The sequence below is a fragment of the Candidatus Flexifilum breve genome (assembly GCF_016713355.1).
The window spans coordinates 24,279-41,995 of record NZ_JADJPI010000018.1 but is presented as its reverse complement, the minus strand read 5'-3'; the positions used below and the strand labels follow the sequence as shown (position 1 = coordinate 41,995).

At 63.1% G+C, this 17,717-nt stretch carries 14 protein-coding genes; 2 read left to right on the top strand and 12 right to left on the bottom strand.

Annotation, left to right across the window (positions count from 1 at the left end; genetic code table 11):
• Window positions 1-66: 66 nt before the first annotated feature.
• From IPK17_RS16465 to IPK17_RS16450, 4 genes are all read right to left on the bottom strand, one after another.
• Window positions 67-1,752, bottom strand: a complete 1,686-nt coding sequence (locus IPK17_RS16465) for a peptide ABC transporter substrate-binding protein (RefSeq protein ID WP_343418778.1) — start codon at window positions 1,750-1,752, stop codon at window positions 67-69.
• A 308-nt stretch (window positions 1,753-2,060) separates the two neighbouring features.
• Window positions 2,061-2,774: an energy-coupling factor ABC transporter ATP-binding protein gene (locus IPK17_RS16460; protein ID WP_343418777.1), complete on the bottom strand. Its 714-nt coding sequence runs from the start codon at window positions 2,772-2,774 to the stop codon at window positions 2,061-2,063.
• A complete protein-coding gene (gene cbiQ / locus IPK17_RS16455; RefSeq protein WP_343418776.1) occupies window positions 2,771-3,535 on the bottom strand; it encodes a cobalt ECF transporter T component CbiQ in 765 nt (254 codons plus the stop codon). Before cbiQ ends, IPK17_RS16460 begins: the two co-directional genes overlap by 4 nt.
• Window positions 3,532-4,479: an energy-coupling factor ABC transporter permease gene (locus tag IPK17_RS16450; protein WP_343418775.1), complete on the bottom strand. Its 948-nt coding sequence runs from the start codon at window positions 4,477-4,479 to the stop codon at window positions 3,532-3,534. The genes cbiQ and IPK17_RS16450 overlap by 4 nt, the downstream gene beginning before the upstream one ends.
• A 136-nt stretch (window positions 4,480-4,615) precedes the next feature.
• Here IPK17_RS16450 and IPK17_RS16445 point away from each other — a divergent pair, with 136 nt between their 5' ends.
• Window positions 4,616-5,062, top strand: a complete 447-nt coding sequence (locus IPK17_RS16445) for a Fur family transcriptional regulator (RefSeq protein WP_343418774.1) — start codon at window positions 4,616-4,618, stop codon at window positions 5,060-5,062.
• On the opposite strand, the gene IPK17_RS16440 is transcribed toward IPK17_RS16445, so the two are convergent.
• The 4 genes from IPK17_RS16440 to IPK17_RS16425 all read right to left on the bottom strand — a co-directional run bounded on the left by IPK17_RS16440 (window position 5,059) and on the right by IPK17_RS16425 (window position 10,163).
• Window positions 5,059-6,390, bottom strand: a complete 1,332-nt coding sequence (locus tag IPK17_RS16440) for a cytochrome P450 (protein WP_343418773.1) — start codon at window positions 6,388-6,390, stop codon at window positions 5,059-5,061. The two genes, IPK17_RS16445 and IPK17_RS16440, sit on opposite strands and share 4 nt — an antisense overlap.
• 140 nt (window positions 6,391-6,530) lie before the next feature.
• A complete protein-coding gene (locus IPK17_RS16435) occupies window positions 6,531-7,928 on the bottom strand; it encodes an aldehyde dehydrogenase family protein (RefSeq protein WP_343418772.1) in 1,398 nt (465 codons plus the stop codon).
• A 3-nt stretch (window positions 7,929-7,931) separates the two neighbouring features.
• A complete protein-coding gene (locus IPK17_RS16430) occupies window positions 7,932-8,705 on the bottom strand; it encodes a glucose 1-dehydrogenase (protein ID WP_343418771.1) in 774 nt (257 codons plus the stop codon).
• Window positions 8,706-8,780: 75 nt separating this feature from the next.
• Window positions 8,781-10,163, bottom strand: coding sequence for a glutamine synthetase family protein (locus IPK17_RS16425; protein WP_343418770.1), 1,383 nt, complete (start codon window positions 10,161-10,163; stop codon window positions 8,781-8,783).
• A 167-nt stretch (window positions 10,164-10,330) separates the two neighbouring features.
• Here IPK17_RS16425 and IPK17_RS16420 point away from each other — a divergent pair, with 167 nt between their 5' ends.
• Window positions 10,331-11,491, top strand: coding sequence for a glycoside hydrolase 100 family protein (locus tag IPK17_RS16420; RefSeq protein WP_343418769.1), 1,161 nt, complete (start codon window positions 10,331-10,333; stop codon window positions 11,489-11,491).
• Window positions 11,492-11,494: 3 nt separating this feature from the next.
• Here the strand turns inward: IPK17_RS16420 and IPK17_RS16415 are convergent, their stop codons facing one another.
• The 4 genes from IPK17_RS16415 to IPK17_RS16400 form a co-directional block, all read right to left on the bottom strand.
• Entirely contained in the window at window positions 11,495-12,748 is a 1,254-nt protein-coding gene (locus tag IPK17_RS16415) for an MFS transporter (protein WP_343418768.1), read from the bottom strand.
• An 83-nt stretch (window positions 12,749-12,831) separates the two neighbouring features.
• A complete protein-coding gene (locus IPK17_RS16410; protein WP_343418767.1) occupies window positions 12,832-13,440 on the bottom strand; it encodes a carboxymuconolactone decarboxylase family protein in 609 nt (202 codons plus the stop codon).
• A 319-nt stretch (window positions 13,441-13,759) separates the two neighbouring features.
• Window positions 13,760-15,721, bottom strand: a complete 1,962-nt coding sequence (locus tag IPK17_RS16405) for an SPFH domain-containing protein (RefSeq protein WP_343418766.1) — start codon at window positions 15,719-15,721, stop codon at window positions 13,760-13,762.
• Window positions 15,722-15,738: 17 nt separating this feature from the next.
• Window positions 15,739-17,706: a hydantoinase B/oxoprolinase family protein gene (locus tag IPK17_RS16400; protein WP_343418765.1), complete on the bottom strand. Its 1,968-nt coding sequence runs from the start codon at window positions 17,704-17,706 to the stop codon at window positions 15,739-15,741.
• Window positions 17,707-17,717: the final 11 nt, after the last annotated feature.

Sequence of the window (17,717 nt, the reverse complement as noted above, 5' to 3'; positions counted from 1 at the left end):
CTCATAACATAAAAAGAGTGAGGACGAGTCAGCTTATGACCCGTCCTCACCGCTGAGGCAACTAATTTAGCTCGCGAGCTGCCAGTTCACAATGTCAAACCACGTGTTGCCGACGCCCGAACCGATGCGCGGGGTTTCCGCGAAGCGGCTGCCGATGAACGCATAGTTATCGCCACGCGGGAACAGATTGATCAGCGGCGCGTTGTCGCGCATGATGGTCTGAATCGTGTAGGCGGCGTCCAGACGTTCCTGCTCGTCGAGCGAGGACAGGGTCACCTGCGCGGCGGCATCCATTTCTTCGCTGCAGAAGCCGGTGAAGTTCTGGCCACCGGGGTTGGCTTCGCTGGGGATCTGCGCGCAGTTCAGCGATTCATACACGGTCACGTTGGCCGGATTGGTCAGCGCGGTGTTGTTGGCGAACTGGGCGATGTCATATTCGCCGACGGCGTTGATGCCGCTGTTCGCCCAAGCACCGAAGAATTCCGAGGCGGGGTAGGCTTCGAGAATCGTGCCGACGCCGACTTCCGCGAGCTGCTGCTGCACGACGGCCTGAATGTTGTTGCGCCAGCCGGCGGTGGTGGTGCTGTAACGCAGAACCAGTTCGACGCCGTCCTTATCACGCGTGCCGTCGTTATTGCTGTCGACCCAACCCGCGGCGTCGAGCAGTGCATTGGCTTGGGCAATGTCGTGCGGGGTCACGCCGAGGTTCGGATCTTCAAACGGCGAACCGGCATAAATGCTGTCGGTGGGGCTGACGGTGCCGGCCAGCAGCGCGTCGGAGATCGCCTGACGGTCGAGCGCAAAGCGGATCGCCTGACGGACGTTGACATCCTGCAGCGCGGGGTGACCGGCGCGCGGGTGTTCTTCGGTGCGCAGGTTCAGCCACAGGCTTTCGATGTAACCACCGAAGACGGTGACCATTTCGACGCCTTCGAATTCACTAACGCGCGGCTTGTCGCCTTCGCTGATGTTCGGGACGAAATCGAGCTGGCCGGCCTGGAGGGCGGCGTACTGGGTTTCGGTGTCCGGGAAGAAGCGCAGGACGATGCGGCCAATCGACGGCGCGCCGAGCGCATAGTTCGGGTTGACTTCAAAGGTCATCTGTTCGCCACGGCGCCATTCGGTCAGGGTGTACGCGCCGCTGAAGACGGTGGGATCCTGATTTTCTTCGGCGAATTCGATGCTGCCTTCGGCCTCGTAGACCGGGCGGAAAATGTGTGCCGGGAGGATGGTGGACAGACCGGGCGAACCGGCAATGTCTTCCGGGAAGGGCTTCGGCGAATTGAAGGTCAGAGTGAAGGTGGTCGCGTCAATCGCTTCCACGCTTTCCACGGCCTCGGCAATCGACGCGCCTTGCAGCATGTTGTTGGCCGGGTCTTCCAGCATCTGGTAGGTGAACACCAGATCGTCCGAGGTCAGCGGAGTACCATCACTCCACATCAAGCCTTCCTTGAGGTGGATGGTGTAGGTCATGTAGTCTTCGCTGATGCCGCCATTTTCGACCGACGGGACTTCGGTCACCAGCACGGGGACGGCTTCCAGCGTGTCGCTGATGTCCCACAGGCTCGACTGAACGAGGTCATTCGCCCACTGAGCGAACGCCATGCTGCTGTAGAAACCATTCATCGAGTCCGGTTCTTGCGCGAACCCGACCGTCAAAGTCGGCACATCCTGCGCCGCGACCGGGGCGATCATCAGACCCAGCGCCAGCAGCACGAGTGCAGCGAGGCTAACAAACTTCCGTACGTTCATAAGTGATGTTCTCCTTAAATACAGCACAATCACCAACCACACATCTGCGACTTGTAAATAGTGCAACACATCGTTAGTTCAACGCAGTTATGCAATTGTCACGATTTGCGCACCCATTCGGAATTCTATTGCATTCCGTCCCGAAAATGCAAACTTTCTCTAATTGGAATTAGATTATTATTTCACACTTATCTCGGCGTAAAGGTTCATTTACGCCGAATAGACTGTACCAGAGATTGAAGTAGAGGGGATTGGTGAACCCGACTGAATTTAACCTGACCTTCTTTGGACTGTATGTCCCGCGAGCTTTACGGAGTTTCGAGGCCGTGCCGCTCCATGAGTTCTCGGTCGTATAGAACCGACTCGACCGCGCCATCCGCAACGACCTGCCCGGCGTCGAGCACGACGGCGCGCGTACAGAGCTCGGCGGCGAGGCGCATATCGTGCGTGCTGATGAGCAGCGTTTGCTCGGTGAACGACTGCAGCAGCGTGATCAGTGACCGCCGCGCGCGCGGGTCAAGTCCGGCGGACGGTTCGTCGAGCACGAGGAGGCGCATATCCATCGTCAGCACGGTGGCCAGCGCGATGCGCTTCTTCTCGCCGATGCTCAGGTGATGCGAGATGCGGTCGGCATACGCTTCCATGCCGACCAAGCCCAGCGCATGCTGTACCCGATCTCTAACTTCGTTTTCCGGGAGCCCGCGATAGCGCGGCGCGAAGGCGACATCGTCGTAGACGCGCGGTGAGAACAGTTGATCGTCGGGGTTCTGGAAGACCAGCCCGACCCACGCGCGAATCTGCGGGATGCTCTGGTCGGTGAGCGGAACGCCGTTGATGGCGAGGCTGCCCGAGGCGGCGCGCAGAATGCCGTTGAGGTGCAGCAGCAGCGTCGATTTGCCGCTGCCGTTCGCGCCGACCAGCGCGACCCGTTCGCTGTGGGCCACGCCGAGCGTGAGGCCGCGCAGCGCCTGCTGCCCGTCGGGATACTGAAACTTCACTTCCCGGATGTCGAGGTCGTTCACAAGCGCACTCCGATTTGAAGGATGAGGACGGTGAACACGGGCAGCGCGCCCAACAGAAGCACTGGGCGGGTGAGCGGCGGCGGTGACTGCCGCCGTGCTTGACCATCATAGCCGCGTGCCAGCATCGCCGCATGGATACGTTCGCTGCGTTCGTAGCTGCGCAGGAATAAATTGCCGACCATGCCACCCGCAATGTGCGCGCGCCACAGCAGCGACCCGCCCGATCCGCCGCCGGACCGCGCCGCCCGCGCCCGCAGCAGGCGTTCGGCCTCGTCTTGCAGCGTGTCGAGGTAGCGGTACATGAAGCCGACGATGGCGGTGAGCGTCGCCGGGACGCGCAGACTATCCAGCGCCCACAGCAACTCGGTGAACGGGGTGGTCAGGCCGAGCAGCAGCGTCACCTGCACGGACAGCCAGCTTTTGAGCACGATCCCGGCGAAGCGCGCCAGGCCCGCGTCGGTGATGGGCAGTCCGGCGATCAGCGGCTGTCCCGGCGTGGTGAACATGAGCGTCGCCGCTGCGAGGGTGAAGGGCAGTGCCACCCCCGCCAAGCGTGCTAACCGCGCCGCGCTGACGTGCGCGACCCCGGCAAGGCTGCCGATCAGCGTCCAGAGCAGCGGGTAGGCGATCCAGCGGCCATCCGGCGTGACGACAATGCCAACCACGAGCACAAGCGCGACGACGACCTTGACGCGCGGATCAAGGCGATGCAGCGGACTGCTGCCCACTGCACCCTGCAAGGCAGATAACGTTCGGTTCATGCGGACGGTTCGGTATCAGCGGGACGCGACTTCACGGTGAGTCGGGCTGCGCCATAGCCGATGGCGGCGACAATCAGCACGCCGATGACGCCCGCGGCAACCGTGGTCAGCGCCTCATTCTGGATAAACGGAACCGTGTAATCGGGCAAAACGGTGTACGTCGGGTCTTGCGCTTGCTCGATGAATCCCTGGTCTTCGGCGACACGTTCCAACCCGTCCGGCTCGGGACTCGCCAGCGGCGACGCGAACGCGATCAGCAGGGCGATCACGAGTCCGACGGCGACCCAGCGCGCGCCTTGGGCTGGGGCAGCCTGCTTGAGCAGATCGGGGCGCGTCTGCTGCACAAAAGCGAGCGCGGCGACTGTGATCAATGCTTCGCCGAGGCCAATCAAGACATGCACGCCGAGCATCGCCGGGAGCGCGAGGCTCAGCGAGGCCGTGCCGGACACGCCGAGTTCCAGCGCCGTTGCGGCGGCAGCGCTCACCACGCCGAGCCACGCGCCGACGCCTGCGCCAATCAATGTGGAGAGTCCCGCGCGGCGCAGCAGCGTATAAACGGTGTAGCCGACTAAACCGCTCATGAAGCCCATATTGACGACATTGAAGCCGAGCGCCAGCAGCCCACCATCCTGAAACAGCAGCGCCTGCACGCCGATCACGCTGGTCATGACGACGACCATTGCCCACGGGCCGAGGAAGACGGCCACCAGCGTACTGCCGAGCAAGTGCCCGGATGTGCCGCCCGCCACCGGAAAGTTGATCATCTGCGCGGCGAACACGAAGGCCGCCAGCACACCCATCAGCGGGATTTGGCGTTCGCCGAGCTGCGTTTTCGTTTGGCGCAGCGCGTAACCGAGCAGGAGGATGAGCAGCAGCCAACCAACGGCGGAAACGGGTATACTGAGCAAACCATCAGGGATGTGCATAGCGACGATGGGGGGCATTCAGTAGCCTTTGTGTAAGAAATTACATCTGCAAGAAGTTACACTATTGTAGCGTGTGGAGGTGACCCAGCCTTGGCCGCAAGTTGCAGTTGACGAATGGTGGGGACGCCCCCTGCTTGAACTGTGGAAGAGAACGATGAAAGGTGCAGAGATGGATGTGATTGAGCAGGTCAAAGCGCAGGGGGAGCGTGTAACCCTGCCGCGCCGCCTCGTGATCGAAGCGCTCGGTCAAGCGCACGACCACCTGACCATCAGCGCATTGCAGCGGCACATTCAGGCGGAACATCCGGATCAGCCGATGAGCGACACGACTGTCTACCGCGTGCTTCAGTGGCTTAAAGCGATCGGTTTAGTGTCGCAGACCGACATGGGACAGGCGGGCACGGTCTACGCGCTGATCGAACGCCCGCACCATCACCATTTGATCTGCCTGAACTGCGGCGGGATGATCACCATCGACGATGCCGTCTTGGAAGCGCGGCGCGCGACGCTGTCCGCCCAGTATCACTTCATGCCGCGCATCGATCACATGGCGATTTACGGCACCTGTGAGCAATGCGCTGACCAAACTTCAGCCTCCTAGACGGCGATCCGTTCGCGCTGGCCGATCACCTTGACGGTGAAGTTTTTGTGCGGGCCGGGGATCGGCGCGATCTGCGTTTTGAGCCGGTAGTCGGGTGACGGCAGCGCGAGATCGACCTTGTGCACCAGTGTCGCCATGACAAGCATGATCAGCGCCTCGCCCATGCCCGCGCTCAAGCAGGTGCGCGATCCCAGACCATAGGGCGCAAACACGCCGGAGCGTTGATGTTCGCTGCGCGGCTCGAAGAAGCGTTCGGGGTCGAATTTGTAGGGATCACGGTAAACGTCCGGCAGAAAATGCGTGACGCCTGTCGCGATGAAGACCAACTGCCCCGCCTCAATCGTCTGCCCGCCGAACTCAAACGACTTCGCCACATAACGCGGCAGCGCCCCGGCGACCGGGTACATCCGCAGTACTTCCATGCACGCCCCGTACAACCAGCGCATTTTGCGCAGCGCGTTGAGCGTGAAGTCGCCCTCGGCGAACACGGCGTCGACTTCGGCGCGCACTTTGGCCAGCAGTTCCGGCGACCGCAGCAGTTCATAGAGCAGGTACCCGCTCAGACGCGGCGCATAGGCGACGCCGTTGACGAACGGCAGATGCACATAGGCGAGCAGATCATGCCCGCGCAGCGGTTGCCCGTCGAGCGCCGTGCTCTTGAGCAGCAGATCGACGTAGTCGTCGTGCGCGCCGGGCTGCGCCGCGTGCTGATCGACAATGCGCTGGAGGAACGCCTCAAAGCGCCGTTTCGCGCGCTGATAATCCGGCAGTTTGAGCAAAAACGCGGGCTGGAAAGCCACCCCCGACCCGATCAGGCGGTTGGTGAAGAAGATGATCGAGGCCAATTCGTCGCCGACTTCGGTGTTTTCGGCGGAACGGCTGATGATCTCGATGCACAGGCGCGTCAGCACATCCTGCACGCGCACCGCTTGCTCGGGCTGCCAGTCGGCGGTCGTCGCGTTGATCAAGTCGATGGCCTGCGGCAGATAATCAGCCAGCGTGTCGCGGGAGAGGCGCGGCTTGATCATCCGGCGGTAGTAGCTGTACTGCGGCTCGTCGAGCGTGGGCAGGTAAATATCGCTGCTCGTCTCTTCTGCCAGTTTGCCGTAGATCGGGTTGAGCTGGAGGTAGTCTGAGCCGAGATTGATCAGCAGGTGGTTGGCGTCGAGTCCGGCGAGAATCGTGATCTCGCGCCCCGGCACGCGCACGCGGTAGACCGGGCCGTACTCGTGATAGGCGCGCGTCATGAAGCCGATGGCGTCGCCGGTCAGTGACAGGGTGTTGCCAAGAAACGGTAAGCCTTTGACGAGGGGAATCGCGTGCGTCATAGTGTCCTTTTGAGCCGCAAAGTCAGGCGTTAGCTGTGTTCAGTTGTCGAATGAATGCGTTCAGTTCAATGCATTATACGAGGATTATGTTTTGCGTGGGGAGGAGTCGGGGCACACGACCGTGCGCCCCGACGAAGGTACTAACCCGTCACCGTGCGCAGATGGAATGATTTCGGGCGGGTGAAGCTGTCGAAGCCGAGAATCGACAGCGTGCAGCCGCGCCCACTGTCCTTGATGCCCGTCCACGCGAGTTCGGGGTCAAGGTAGTCGCAGCGGTTCATGTACCACGTCCCCGTGTTGACCTGATCGCCGATGCGCAGCGCGGCGTCCACATCCTGCGTCCAGATCGACGCCGTGAGGCCGTAGTGCGTATCGTTCATCAGCGCGACCGCTTCGGCGTCGTCCGTGACGCGCATAATGCCCATCACCGGGCCGAAACTCTCCTCGGTCATGATGCCCATGCTGTGATCCACGTTGACGAGGATCTGCGGTGCGACGTAGGCGGTTCCGGGTTGATCCGCCGGGAACAGCGCGGGATCGATCAGCGCCTGCGCGCCCTGCGCCACCGCCGCGCGGATGTGTTCGCGCACGGCATCGGCGGCGCGCACGCGCACGACCGGGCCAAGCGTCGTCGCCGGGTCAAGCGGGTTGCCGAGCACATAGGTTTTGGTCAGGCCAACCACGCCCGCTACGAACTGCTCGTAAACATCGGCGTGGACGTAGACGCGCTGGATGCCGCAGCACGACTGCCCGCTGTTGAACAGCGCGCCATCGACCACATTTTCAATAGCGTGCGCGAGGTCGACATCGGGACGGATGTAGGCCGGGTCACAGCCGCCGAGCTCCATGCCCGCCGCGATGAAGCGTCCGCTCGTGGCCGCTTGCACCGCGTGCCCGCCCGCGACTGACCCCGTGAAGGCGACGAAGTCCACGCGTGGATCGTCAATCATGCGCGCGACATCGTCATGGCTGGCGTGCAGGTACTGGAACACGCCTGCGGGCAGTCCCGCCGCGCGGAAGGCTTCCGCGAACCGTTCCGAGACCAACGGTGACTGATCCGAATGTTTGAGAATCACGCTGTTGCCCGCGAGAATGGCTGGAATCACCGAGTTGACCGTCACGAGGTACGGGTAATTCCACGGGGCGAGCACCAGCACCACGCCGACGGGTTCGCGGCGAATGAAGCGCTGGAAGCCGTCTTTGGGCTGCGTCGGAATATCGCTCAGGGCTTGCGGCGCGATGCTGATCATGTGCCGCCCGCGTTCCTGAAAGCCGCGCTTGATCTCGAACGGGCTGTAGCGGATGGGACGCCCGATCTGCATGGTGATTTCCATGCCGATCGCGTCGGCGTTGTCGACCATATAGGTCACGGCGCGTTCGCAGATCGCCATGCGGTCGGCCAGCGGCGTGTGCTTCCAAGACTGCTGCGCCGCGACCGCCGTGCTTAAAGCCGCGTCGATCTGCTGCGCGTCGGCCAGCTCTCGTTCGACATAAACCGAGCCGTCAATGGGTGAAATCGTCGTCTGTAGGCGCGCCATGATCTACTCGGGCGTGGTATAGGCGGAGGTGATGCCGCCATCGACCAGGAAGTTCGAACCCGTCACGAACGACGCTTCGTCCGAGGCGAGGAACAGCGCGGCGTTGGCGATTTCCGCCGCTTCGCCGAAGCGCCCCATCGGGATGTGCACGAGGCGGCGCTGCTTCTTGGCGTCGGTGTTCAGGTACTTCATCAGTAGTTCGGTGCGCAGCGGGCCGGGGCACAGCGCATTCACGCGGATGTTTTCGCGGGCGTGGATGGCCGCGAGTTCGCGCGTCATCGACAGCACCGCGCCCTTGCTGGCCGTGTAGGCGAGCTGCGGAGTCGCCGCGCCCAGCGTCGCCACGAAGGACGCCGTGTTGATCACGCTGCCGCCGCCCGCCCGCCGCAGCGCCGGGATGCCATACTTGCAGCCCAAAAACACGCCTTTGACGTTGATCTGAAACGTCAGATCCCACACATCTTCGGTCGTATTGACCGAGTCATCGTCGTCACCGTGGCTGATGCCCGCGTTGTTGAACAGCACGTTCAGCTTGCCGAACGTCGCCTCGGCGGTCTGCACCATCCGTTCGCAGTCGGCGGCTTTCGACACGTCTGCGCGCACGAACACGGCCTTGCCGCCCGCCGCTTGCACCTCGCTGACGGTCTTTTGGCCCGCCGCTTCATTGACGTCCACGACGACGACCGCCGCGCCTTCTCTGGCGAACACCAGCGCGCTGTGATAGCCGATGCCGCTGCCCGCTCCCGTAATCAACGCTACTTTATCTTGCAAACGCATCTCAAATCCCCTTCGGTGCTGTGCTGTGTAAATGCATCATCTGGTCATGCTTGTAGATTGCTGTCGGACGAGCCGCTAAATCTGCTCGAAATACCGTTTACGTTCCCAATCGGTGACCCATTTGTGGAATGCGGATACTTCCGTCCGGTAAAAGTGAGTATAGTGATCGACCACGTCTGCCCCAAAAACGCGCTTGGTGAAGTCGCTGGCCGCGAACAAATCGACGGCGTGCTCCAGCGTGTAGGGGACGCGCGGCAGCGTTTGCGCCTCGTAGATATTGCCCTCGAAGATCGGGGGCGGCTCAATCTTGTTTTGGATGCCGTCTAAGCCGGAGGCGAGCGCCGCGGCATAGGCGAGGTACGGGTTGCAGTCCGCGCCGGGGATGCGGCATTCGATGCGCAGGCTGCTGCCGTGCCCGACCACGCGGAAGCCCGCCGTGCGGTTGTCGTAGCTCCACGCGATACGCGTGGGTGCCCACGAGAAGTCAATGTAGCGCTTGTACGAGTTGACGGTCGGCGCGTAGAAGACCATCACTTCGGGGACGTGTGCCATCCACCCGCCCAAGAACCAGCGGAACACGTCCGATCCCTCGACCGGGCCGAGTTTGGTATCCCCGACAAAGGCGTTGGCGTCGTTCGCCCACAGGCTGAGGTGGATGTGCGAACTCGACCCGGCGGTCGCGTCAGGCGTCGGCTTGGCCATGAAGCTGACGCTCATACCGAGCCGTTCGGCGAGTTCCTTGAGGCACTGCTTGAAGACAATGTGGCGGTCGGCCATCGTCAGGCCGTCGGCGTAGCGCACATTGAGTTCGTGCTGACCGTGCCCCCATTCGCCCTTGGAGTTCTCAATCGGCACGCCGGAATACTTCAGATGCCGCCGCGCTTCTGCCGTAAATTTTTCCTGCCGCGTCCCTTGCAGCATGTGATAATCTTCGATGTACCAGCCGAGCGGCTGTAAATGGTTGTATTCTTTTTCCGCCGCCTTCCGATAAGAATCCTCATAGGCGTAATATTCGAGTTCCGACGCCGCCATCACCTGATAGCCGCTCTGCGCCGCCGTGTCGAGCTGCTTACGGACAATCGAGCGCGGCGCGACGGCGATATAATCGTGCGTCTTCTCGTCTTTGACATCGCATAACACCATCGCCGTTTTGTCCAGCCACGTGGCGAGGCGGAGCGTATCGAGGTCGGGCACGAGATGAAAGTCGCCGTAGCCATGTTCCCAGTTGGCGAAGCTGTAGCCGCGCACCGGGTCCATCTCCATGTTGGTGGTGAGCAGATAATCACAGGCGTGCGTCCCCGCGCTGGCGATCTCCTGAATGAAGAATTCGGCGTCGATGCGTTTGCCCATCAACCGCCCAAAGTGATCGGTGAAGCCGAGCACGACGGTTTCGACTTCATGCGCATCGACGAGGTCGGAGAGAGCATCCACTGTCAGCATTCCATGAATCTTGGTCATGCGTCCCCTGTTCTGGTGTTGGGTTGTCTGGTGAATGGGTGAACAGTTTATGCCTTTTGGCAGAAGTTGCCAAAAATCGCCGCAGACACCCAGGATGGTGGTCTGGCGGAAAGGCGCGACTCGGGCATAATCAGCCGACTGGATTGGAGAACAAAGTGAGTTGGGGAATGTCAGACACCTACGCTGAGATTAAGCAGTCGGCGCTGGACGTGCTGCTGCATAACGCGCACGGCGATCATGCGGGACTGCCGCGCGTGGCGGGCTGGGGCTACCCTGAGCCGTACACCCGCGACCTGATGATCGCGAGTCTGGGGATGCTGGTGAGCGGAAACGGCGTGCTGATCGACTCGCTGCGCCGCGTGCTGGCAGCGCTGGCGACGAACCAAACGCCGCTCGGACTTATGCCGGGGTTGGCGCACGACCCGCGCGATCTGGGATCGAGCGACACCACCCCGCTGTTTCTGATCGGGTTGGCTTTGTATCGCGAGTTCACCGGCGAGGCCGACTTTCTCACCGAGGCGGCGGTCAAAGCGCTGACATGGCTGCAGTATCAGAGCCCGGATGGCAGCGGTTTGATCGCGCAACAGCCGACGAGCGATTGGCGCGATGAGCAGTGGGTGTTGGGCTATGGGTTGTTCGTCAACACGCTGACTTACACGGCCCTGCGCCTGTGGCAGCGCGACGCGGAGGCCGACCGGTTGCGCGATCTCATCAACCAGCCGATTGTGCGCGCCGGCTGGAAAGACGCGCATGTGCACGAAGGGTTGGCAATTCCGGACAAGCCCTACTACGCGCTGTGGGCGTATAAAGTCCACAGCAGCGAGCGCTTTGACCTGATCGGCAACTGTTGGGCGATCCTCGCTGGCGTGGCGACGAAGGAGAAGGCGAACGCCATTATCAACTGGGTTGAGGCGGAATGCGCGGCCATGCGGGGGCGCGGCGAGCTGGCGGTCGATCTGCCGCCGTGCCTGTTCCCCTACATCCAGCCGACCGATCCCGATTGGCATCCCCGTTACGCGCAGTTCAACCTGCCCGGCGAGTATCACAACGGCGGCTTGTGGCCGTTCGGCATCGGTCTGTATATTGCGGCGCTGGTGGCGGCGGGACGCGTCGAATTGGCGCGGGCCAAGCTGGTTGCGCTGATCGAACTGCTGCGCCCCGCGCAGAACTCGCAGTTGGAGTTTGGCTTCAACGAATGGCTGCGCGCGCAGGATGGTGCGGTACGCGGTCAGGACTGGCAGACGTGGTCGGCGGCGCTGCTGCTGTACGCGGTCGCGGCGGTCGAAACCGGATCGACTCCCGGCTTCGACCGCCTTCGGAGTTGGTAAGCGTTACGCCGAGACTGGCACGACCGGATCGGCGATGGGGGTGCTGGTCTTGTGCGGCTTGAGCACGAACACGAACATCGCGACCGTGAACAGTGCCATGCCGCCCCAGAACAGGAACGGGACGCTTGCCCCAAGCGGCACGAGGCTGTTCCCGAGCGCGGGCGAGAACGCCCCGCCGAGGTTGCGGATCATGGTGGCGAAGCCGATGGCCGTCCCGGCGTATACGCCCGTGAGCCCATCCACTTCGAGCACGCTGGCATTGAGAATGGCCATGAACGAGTCGAAGACCAGCCCGGTGATAGCAATCGTCACGACGATCACCGACGCATCAATCACGCTCAGCGAGCCGATCCCGGTCATGAGGACGGCGGCGCCAAAGATCAAGAAGCTGCGCCGCAGCCGGAAGCGATCTGACAGAATCGAGAGCGGAATGACCGCGCACAGGCTGGCGAGGAAGAACGCCGCCAGCGCCTGATCCGCATCCAGCGGCTGCCAGCCAATCGATTTGAGGTAGGTCGGCAGGTAGCCCGTGAAGCCCGCGAAACAGGCATTGATCCCCAACCCGCCAATGCCGAGAATCCACACGTTGCGCAGACGCATGACAAAGCGCAGGCTGTCCATAAACGAGACGCGCGGCGCGGCGCCGGAAGTGCCCTTCTGGGTGACCGGATGCACCAACAACCACAGGAGACCAATCACGATGGCGACGATGCCGTAGAAAACCAGCACCTGCCGCCAACCGCCGAGTGTCGGCGCGATCACGCTGGTGCTGAGCAGCGGACCGAGCATCAGCCCAGTCGCGAAGCCGGACGAGATCACGCCGGAGGCCATGCCGAGCTGATGGGGCGGAAACCACTCCCGCGCCACTTTGAAGAGGATGACCGGGATGATCGCGCCGAAAATGCCGAAGACGAGCGTGGTCAGCAGCAGCGCGCTGAAATCCTGCGCGAAGGCGCGCGTCAAGCCGAAGATGCCCGCGCCGAGGCAGCACGCGAACAGCGTTGCCCGGCTGCCGAAGCGGTCGCCGAGCGTTCCGCCGATCAGCGCGAAGAAGATGCCGATGAACGAGCCTACGCCCCACACCATGCCGACTTCGACCAGCGTCAAATTGAGGTCGGCGGCGATGCTCGTGAACAGCGGCGGCAGCGACATGGCGGGCAGCGTGACGACGAAGAGGGGCGTGAGAGCGCACAAGAGCAGAATAACCCAGCGATAAGCACTGCGAGTTTGATAAATAGCGAGCGGATTAGTCAACATGATGATCCAGAATCGTAAGTGAGCGCGGAGGATTATAGCCTTTGCGCTGCTGGAGAGCAATCCTGAATAGTCCTTTGTGACCCTTATTCGCCCGCAGCCCCCAAGGTGTCGAACGTGCGCCCCACGGTGAGTGCCAGCCGCACATCGGTCTGCAAGCCCGCATAAACACCATCAGGTTCAGCATTGAGCGCATCAATCGTTTTGCTGAAGAAGCTGCGCGCGGTCGCCGCCAGCGTGATATCGAGCACCTCGGCATCGGTCAGCCCAAAGCTGCGCAGACTATCGACATCGGCCTGTGTAATGCTGCCCGACGCGGCGATGACTTTCTCCGCGAAGGCCATGATGGCGACTTCCTCTTCAGTCAAGCCGGCCTGCTGATAGTTGGTAGCAATCTCGGTCAACTGCGCCTCGTCGACTTCCCCTTTTTTGAGCAGCACATTGCCATGCGCCAGCATACAGTAAGTGCCCTGCAGGCGGCGGGCGGCGGCCAGCGTGACCAATTCGTAGCGGCGCAGCGTCATGTTGGTGCGAATGGACGCCAGCAGCGTTTGCCACGCCTGATAGACTTCCGGGCGGTGGCTGAACACCTTGAGATAATTGGGAATATACCCGGTGGCTGACTCCGCCGCCTCGTACTGCTCTTTGAGCAGCCCGGTCGCTTCCTCACGGGGAACAGGGGTGATATAGGGCATCAGGTTTTACCTTTCTGGTGGACAATGCGCCTAGGATACGGCACGCTGCGGCGCATTGTCATCAATCGAAAGGCGGGAATTTAGGGGTTAGGTGGTGCGGGGGGGGCGGCCCGAAGCGCCCCCCCCCCCCCGGCCCGCCGGGGGGGGGCGCGCCCGCCGGGGGGGCGAAACGCGCCCCCTGGCGGGGGGGGGGGGGGGGGGGGGGCCGGCCCGCCCCTCCCCGTGCCCCCCCCGGGGACCCGCGGGGGGGGGGGCCCGCACACGGAACCCCCCCCCCCCCCCCCCGCCGGGCCGGGGGCCCCCACCCCCCGGGGTGAGGTTAATTTCCTGTCCACGTCTTCGCTAAGGCGACGGCCGCCGAGACGGGCAGGCCGCTCAACGCGCTGTCCGCGCCGATGCGTTCCGCGAGCGGCTTGAGCGCGGCGGGGATGGCGTCCTGCGCGCTCAGCAGGTCGATCACGTCGCCGAGCGGCGGGTTTTGCGTCAGCAGATCGGGCTGCAAGGCGAGCGCGGCGCTCAACAGCGCGTCAATCGTCGTATTCGCGCCATGGCCATTCAGCTTGCCGCCGAGCAGCGTGGTGAGCGCGTTCTTGGCCGGGTCGGGCAGCGCGTCATACACCTGATTCGCGCCCTGCGACCACGAGATCAGCTGCAGCAGGCGCTGCGCGGTCGCACCGTCGCCGAAGATGTGCGTATCCATGTTGGAGAGCGCCTCGCCCAACGCCTGCGCGCGGGCAATTTCAATGGCCTGCGTGGTATCCGACGCCAGATGCGCCAGTTCCAACTGCTGACCGAGGCCGTCGTAGCTGGCCAGCGTTTCGAGACGGGCGCGTTCGCCTTCGGCTTCGGCGACCATCTTCTGCCGCAGTGTTTCGGCTTCCAACTGCAAGACCTTGATGCGTTCCATCGCTACCTGCACTTCGGCCAACCCGGATGCGCTCTGGCGTTCGCGTTCACTCTGCGCCGCCAAGCGCGCGACTTCGTACTCCGCTTCGGCGCGTGCCCGCTGGATTTGCACCTGCAATCCCGTGAGCGCGGTTTCGAGTTCGGCCATCTCCGTGCGGCGCTTGCTCTCCAGTTCGACCGCGTGATCGCTTTCCAACTGCTTGCGCCGCGCTTCGTACTCGAGGTTGAGCAGTTCGAGTTCGCCTTCGCGCCGCGCAATCGTCTGGTCAATCGTCGAGGTGGCCGCTTCCAGCACCTGCTGGCGGGCGAGGTCGGCTTCGATGCGCTGGCTTTCGGCGGTCAGCTTGCGGATGATCGCTTCGGAGATCTGGATCTGGCGTTCTTCGTCAGCAATCGCGAGGTCGCGCTCGACCAGCAGCTTTTCGAGGCGGAGTTCTTTGTCCGTCTGTTCGCGCAGCAGCAGTTCGAGCCGTTCGTTGCGGATGCGTTCTTCGATCAGCGCGCGTTCGGCGAGGATGCGGGCGCGTTCCGCCTCTTCGCGCTTCACTTCCTGCTGCACCTGCGCCGCGGTCTCTTCGGTGGCGCGCACCACGGTGATCGTCTTGAGGCGTTCGGCGCGTTCCTTCTCGATGGCCTCTTCAATCGCCATGCGTTCGCGTTCGACGTCGGCGTCCTGCCGCGAGCGTTCGAGCGTCCCCTGCTTTTCGAGCTGGTTCTTCTCGCTCAGCGCTTTTTCGATGATGGCCGCGTTGGTGCGGGCGACCTGCGCGCCGAGCACGTCATCGGTGGAGAATTCGCCCTGCGTTTTGGGGCGCAGCGTGATGATGCTCACGCTTTCCAGCACGATCCCGTTTTCGGCTAGTTCGTCGCGCAGGCGTTCTTTCAGCGCGGCAATGAAGTCGCGGCGTTTTTCCATCAACTGCTTGAGTTCCAGCCCGGCGGCGACATCGCGCACCACGCCTTGCAGTTTGGGGTCCACGATGCGGCGGATCGCGTCGGCCTCGACCGCTTCGCCGCTGATGGTGCGCGCGGCCACGCTGATACTGGCCGGGTCGCTGCCCACCTTGACGAAGAAGCGCGCCTCAAAATCGACATACTGCGGGTCAACCGTCACCAGCGGCTCGTCGCCCATCTTCTTGACGGACGCGGTCACCGTTTCCAGCGAGACCCACTTGAGGCGGTGCAGAAAGCCGAAAACCCACGCCGCACCGTTCACCACGACCAGCGGTTCGCGCTGGCTGCCGCCTGTGCGGACGAAGGCTGTCCCGGCGGTCGTCTTGATGTAGTGACGCGAATACAGGCGCAAGATCAGCCAGATCACGGCGAGAATCGCGACGATGATGATGATAATCGTAAGAATATCTGAGAACGACATGGCTGTTTTCCTTCCCCCTACGGCTTGATCGAGCGCCGCAGCGTAGAGACTTCTTCACTCAGTTGACGCAGCATGGCGCGCAGTTCGCTGACTTCGTTCGCGCCGCCCGATGGGGGGCTGATCGCCCCTTCGCCCGCCTGAATAAACTGGCTGATCCAGCCGTCGACCGTCGCCCGCTCCACGCCGAAGCGCAGCGCGACCGCCGCGGCGGAGGTTTCGCCGCGAATGATGCTCAGAATGGCGTCGACTTTGTCGGACTGGCGGATGCTGCCGCCGCCGCGCGGTTCGTAGGCGGCTTCGCGGGCGCTGCTCGTCGTGGGCGCGAAGCTGGAACGCGCATTGAGCGCGCTGCGCCGCCGTTCGCCGCGACCGGTGCGCGGGTCGATGAGGACGCCGTACTCGCGTTCCGCTTGGTCGGCGCTGATGTATTCGTTGCGCACGTCGCGCTCGACTTCTTCGACGGGGCGCGACATCGGATCGCCGTAGCCGCCGCCCGTCCCGGTCGCCATGCGCGCCACTTCGCCGCGCTTGAGCTTGTAGCGCGCGACCTTGCCGAAGACCTTTGATGAGCCATCGGCGTGGAACATTTCCATGTAATTGCGCGACCCCTGCTGGCCGTTCTTCATGCCCCACGGCAGGAACTTGTGCCGCCCGAACGTCCCGGTGACGATGGCTTCGTCGGCCGTGATGCGGTAGTCGCGGAACACGCCGCGCCCGCCGCGATAGCGCCCCGCGCCGCCGTCGGCATTGTTGAGCGCGAACTGATCGACCATGACACCGTAGCGCGTCTCGCACACTTCGACCGGAATGACGTAGGTTTCGCCGTCGCCGATGCAGAACATGGCGTTTTCGCCATCGCGCCCGACCGCCGCGCCCCACCCGCCGACCTGTGGTTCGACGAGGATGAACAGTTCGCCCGTGTCCGGGTGCTTGCCGCTGATCACCGTGCCGCACACGCTCAGGAAGTGCCCCATCGTCAGGCGTTCCGGCACATAAGGCGCGAGCGCCTTCCACACGAGATCCGCACCGAACTCCATAACTTCCCAGTACGTTGAAGTCGGAGCGGGGCGGCTGGCGGTCGCCATCGTGCCGTCGGGGCAGATGACGCGCAGCGGGCGGAAGCAGCCTTCGTTGGCGGGGATTTGCGGGTCGGTCAGCGCCTTGAAGAGCACGCGCACCGCCGACTCTAAGCCCGTGCGCCCGCTGTTGATCGGCCCGGCGACCTGCGCGTGCGTGCCCGTGAAGTCGCAGATGAATTCGTCGTCGGTCACGGTGACTTTGACGCGCATTTCGAAGGGGCCGGGGTCGATGCCGTCATCGTCCACATAATCGACCGCTTCGTAGACGCCGCGCGGGATGCGCTTGAGCGCCTGCCGCGTGAGTTCTTCGCCGTAATCGAGCAGCGATTCGACGCCGTGCAGCACCGTCTCCACGCCGTAGCGTTCGCACAGTTCGATGTAGCGCAGCTCGGCGAGGCGCAGCGAGGCGGCCTGCGCGTTCATATCGCCGATGCTCATGTCCGGCGTGCGCACGTTGGCGCGGATCATGTCGATCAAGCCGGGGACGACTTCACCTTTGATGTACAGCTTGATGCACGGGAACTGAATGCCTTCCTGCCACACATCAGTGCTGTCGGTCGTCCAACTGCCGGGAGCCATGCCGCCGACTTCCGTCCAGTGGGCTTTGTTGGCCGCGAAGGCGACCAGTTGCCCTTTGTGGAAGATGGGCATGGCGAGCGTGACATCCGAGAGGTGCGTGCCGCCGCCGCTGTACGGGTCGTTGGTGATGACGATGTCGCCGGGGTGCAGGTCAGCGCCGAACTTGTCGATCACGCTGCGCACTGCGTAGGTGAGCGTGCCGAGGAAGCCCGTCACGCCGTTGCCCTGCACGATCAGGTTGCCGTGCGCGTCGGTCAGGCCGCTGGCGTAGTCCAGCACTTCGTAGATGATTGTGCTCATGCTGGTGCGCTGGGTCGCGATGAACATCTCATCGCCGA

What these genes read in the sequence shown, in the direction of transcription:
- cbiQ (WP_343418776.1), bottom strand. Translation starts at nt 3,535, where the DNA reads ATGAACCGAACGTTATCTGCCTTGCAGGGTGCAGTGGGCAGCAGTCCG.
- IPK17_RS16405 (WP_343418766.1), bottom strand. Translation starts at nt 15,721, where the DNA reads ATGTCGTTCTCAGATATTCTTACGATTATCATCATCATCGTCGCGATT.
- IPK17_RS16445 (WP_343418774.1), top strand. Translation starts at nt 4,616, where the DNA reads ATGAAAGGTGCAGAGATGGATGTGATTGAGCAGGTCAAAGCGCAGGGG.
- IPK17_RS16415 (WP_343418768.1), bottom strand. Translation starts at nt 12,748, where the DNA reads ATGTTGACTAATCCGCTCGCTATTTATCAAACTCGCAGTGCTTATCGC.
- IPK17_RS16410 (WP_343418767.1), bottom strand. Translation starts at nt 13,440, where the DNA reads ATGCCCTATATCACCCCTGTTCCCCGTGAGGAAGCGACCGGGCTGCTC.
- IPK17_RS16420 (WP_343418769.1), top strand. Translation starts at nt 10,331, where the DNA reads ATGTCAGACACCTACGCTGAGATTAAGCAGTCGGCGCTGGACGTGCTG.
- IPK17_RS16440 (WP_343418773.1), bottom strand. Translation starts at nt 6,390, where the DNA reads ATGACGCACGCGATTCCCCTCGTCAAAGGCTTACCGTTTCTTGGCAAC.
- IPK17_RS16430 (WP_343418771.1), bottom strand. Translation starts at nt 8,705, where the DNA reads ATGCGTTTGCAAGATAAAGTAGCGTTGATTACGGGAGCGGGCAGCGGC.
- IPK17_RS16425 (WP_343418770.1), bottom strand. Translation starts at nt 10,163, where the DNA reads ATGACCAAGATTCATGGAATGCTGACAGTGGATGCTCTCTCCGACCTC.
- IPK17_RS16450 (WP_343418775.1), bottom strand. Translation starts at nt 4,479, where the DNA reads ATGCCCCCCATCGTCGCTATGCACATCCCTGATGGTTTGCTCAGTATA.
- IPK17_RS16465 (WP_343418778.1), bottom strand. Translation starts at nt 1,752, where the DNA reads ATGAACGTACGGAAGTTTGTTAGCCTCGCTGCACTCGTGCTGCTGGCG.
- IPK17_RS16435 (WP_343418772.1), bottom strand. Translation starts at nt 7,928, where the DNA reads ATGGCGCGCCTACAGACGACGATTTCACCCATTGACGGCTCGGTTTAT.
- IPK17_RS16400 (WP_343418765.1), bottom strand. Translation starts at nt 17,706, where the DNA reads ATGTTCATCGCGACCCAGCGCACCAGCATGAGCACAATCATCTACGAA.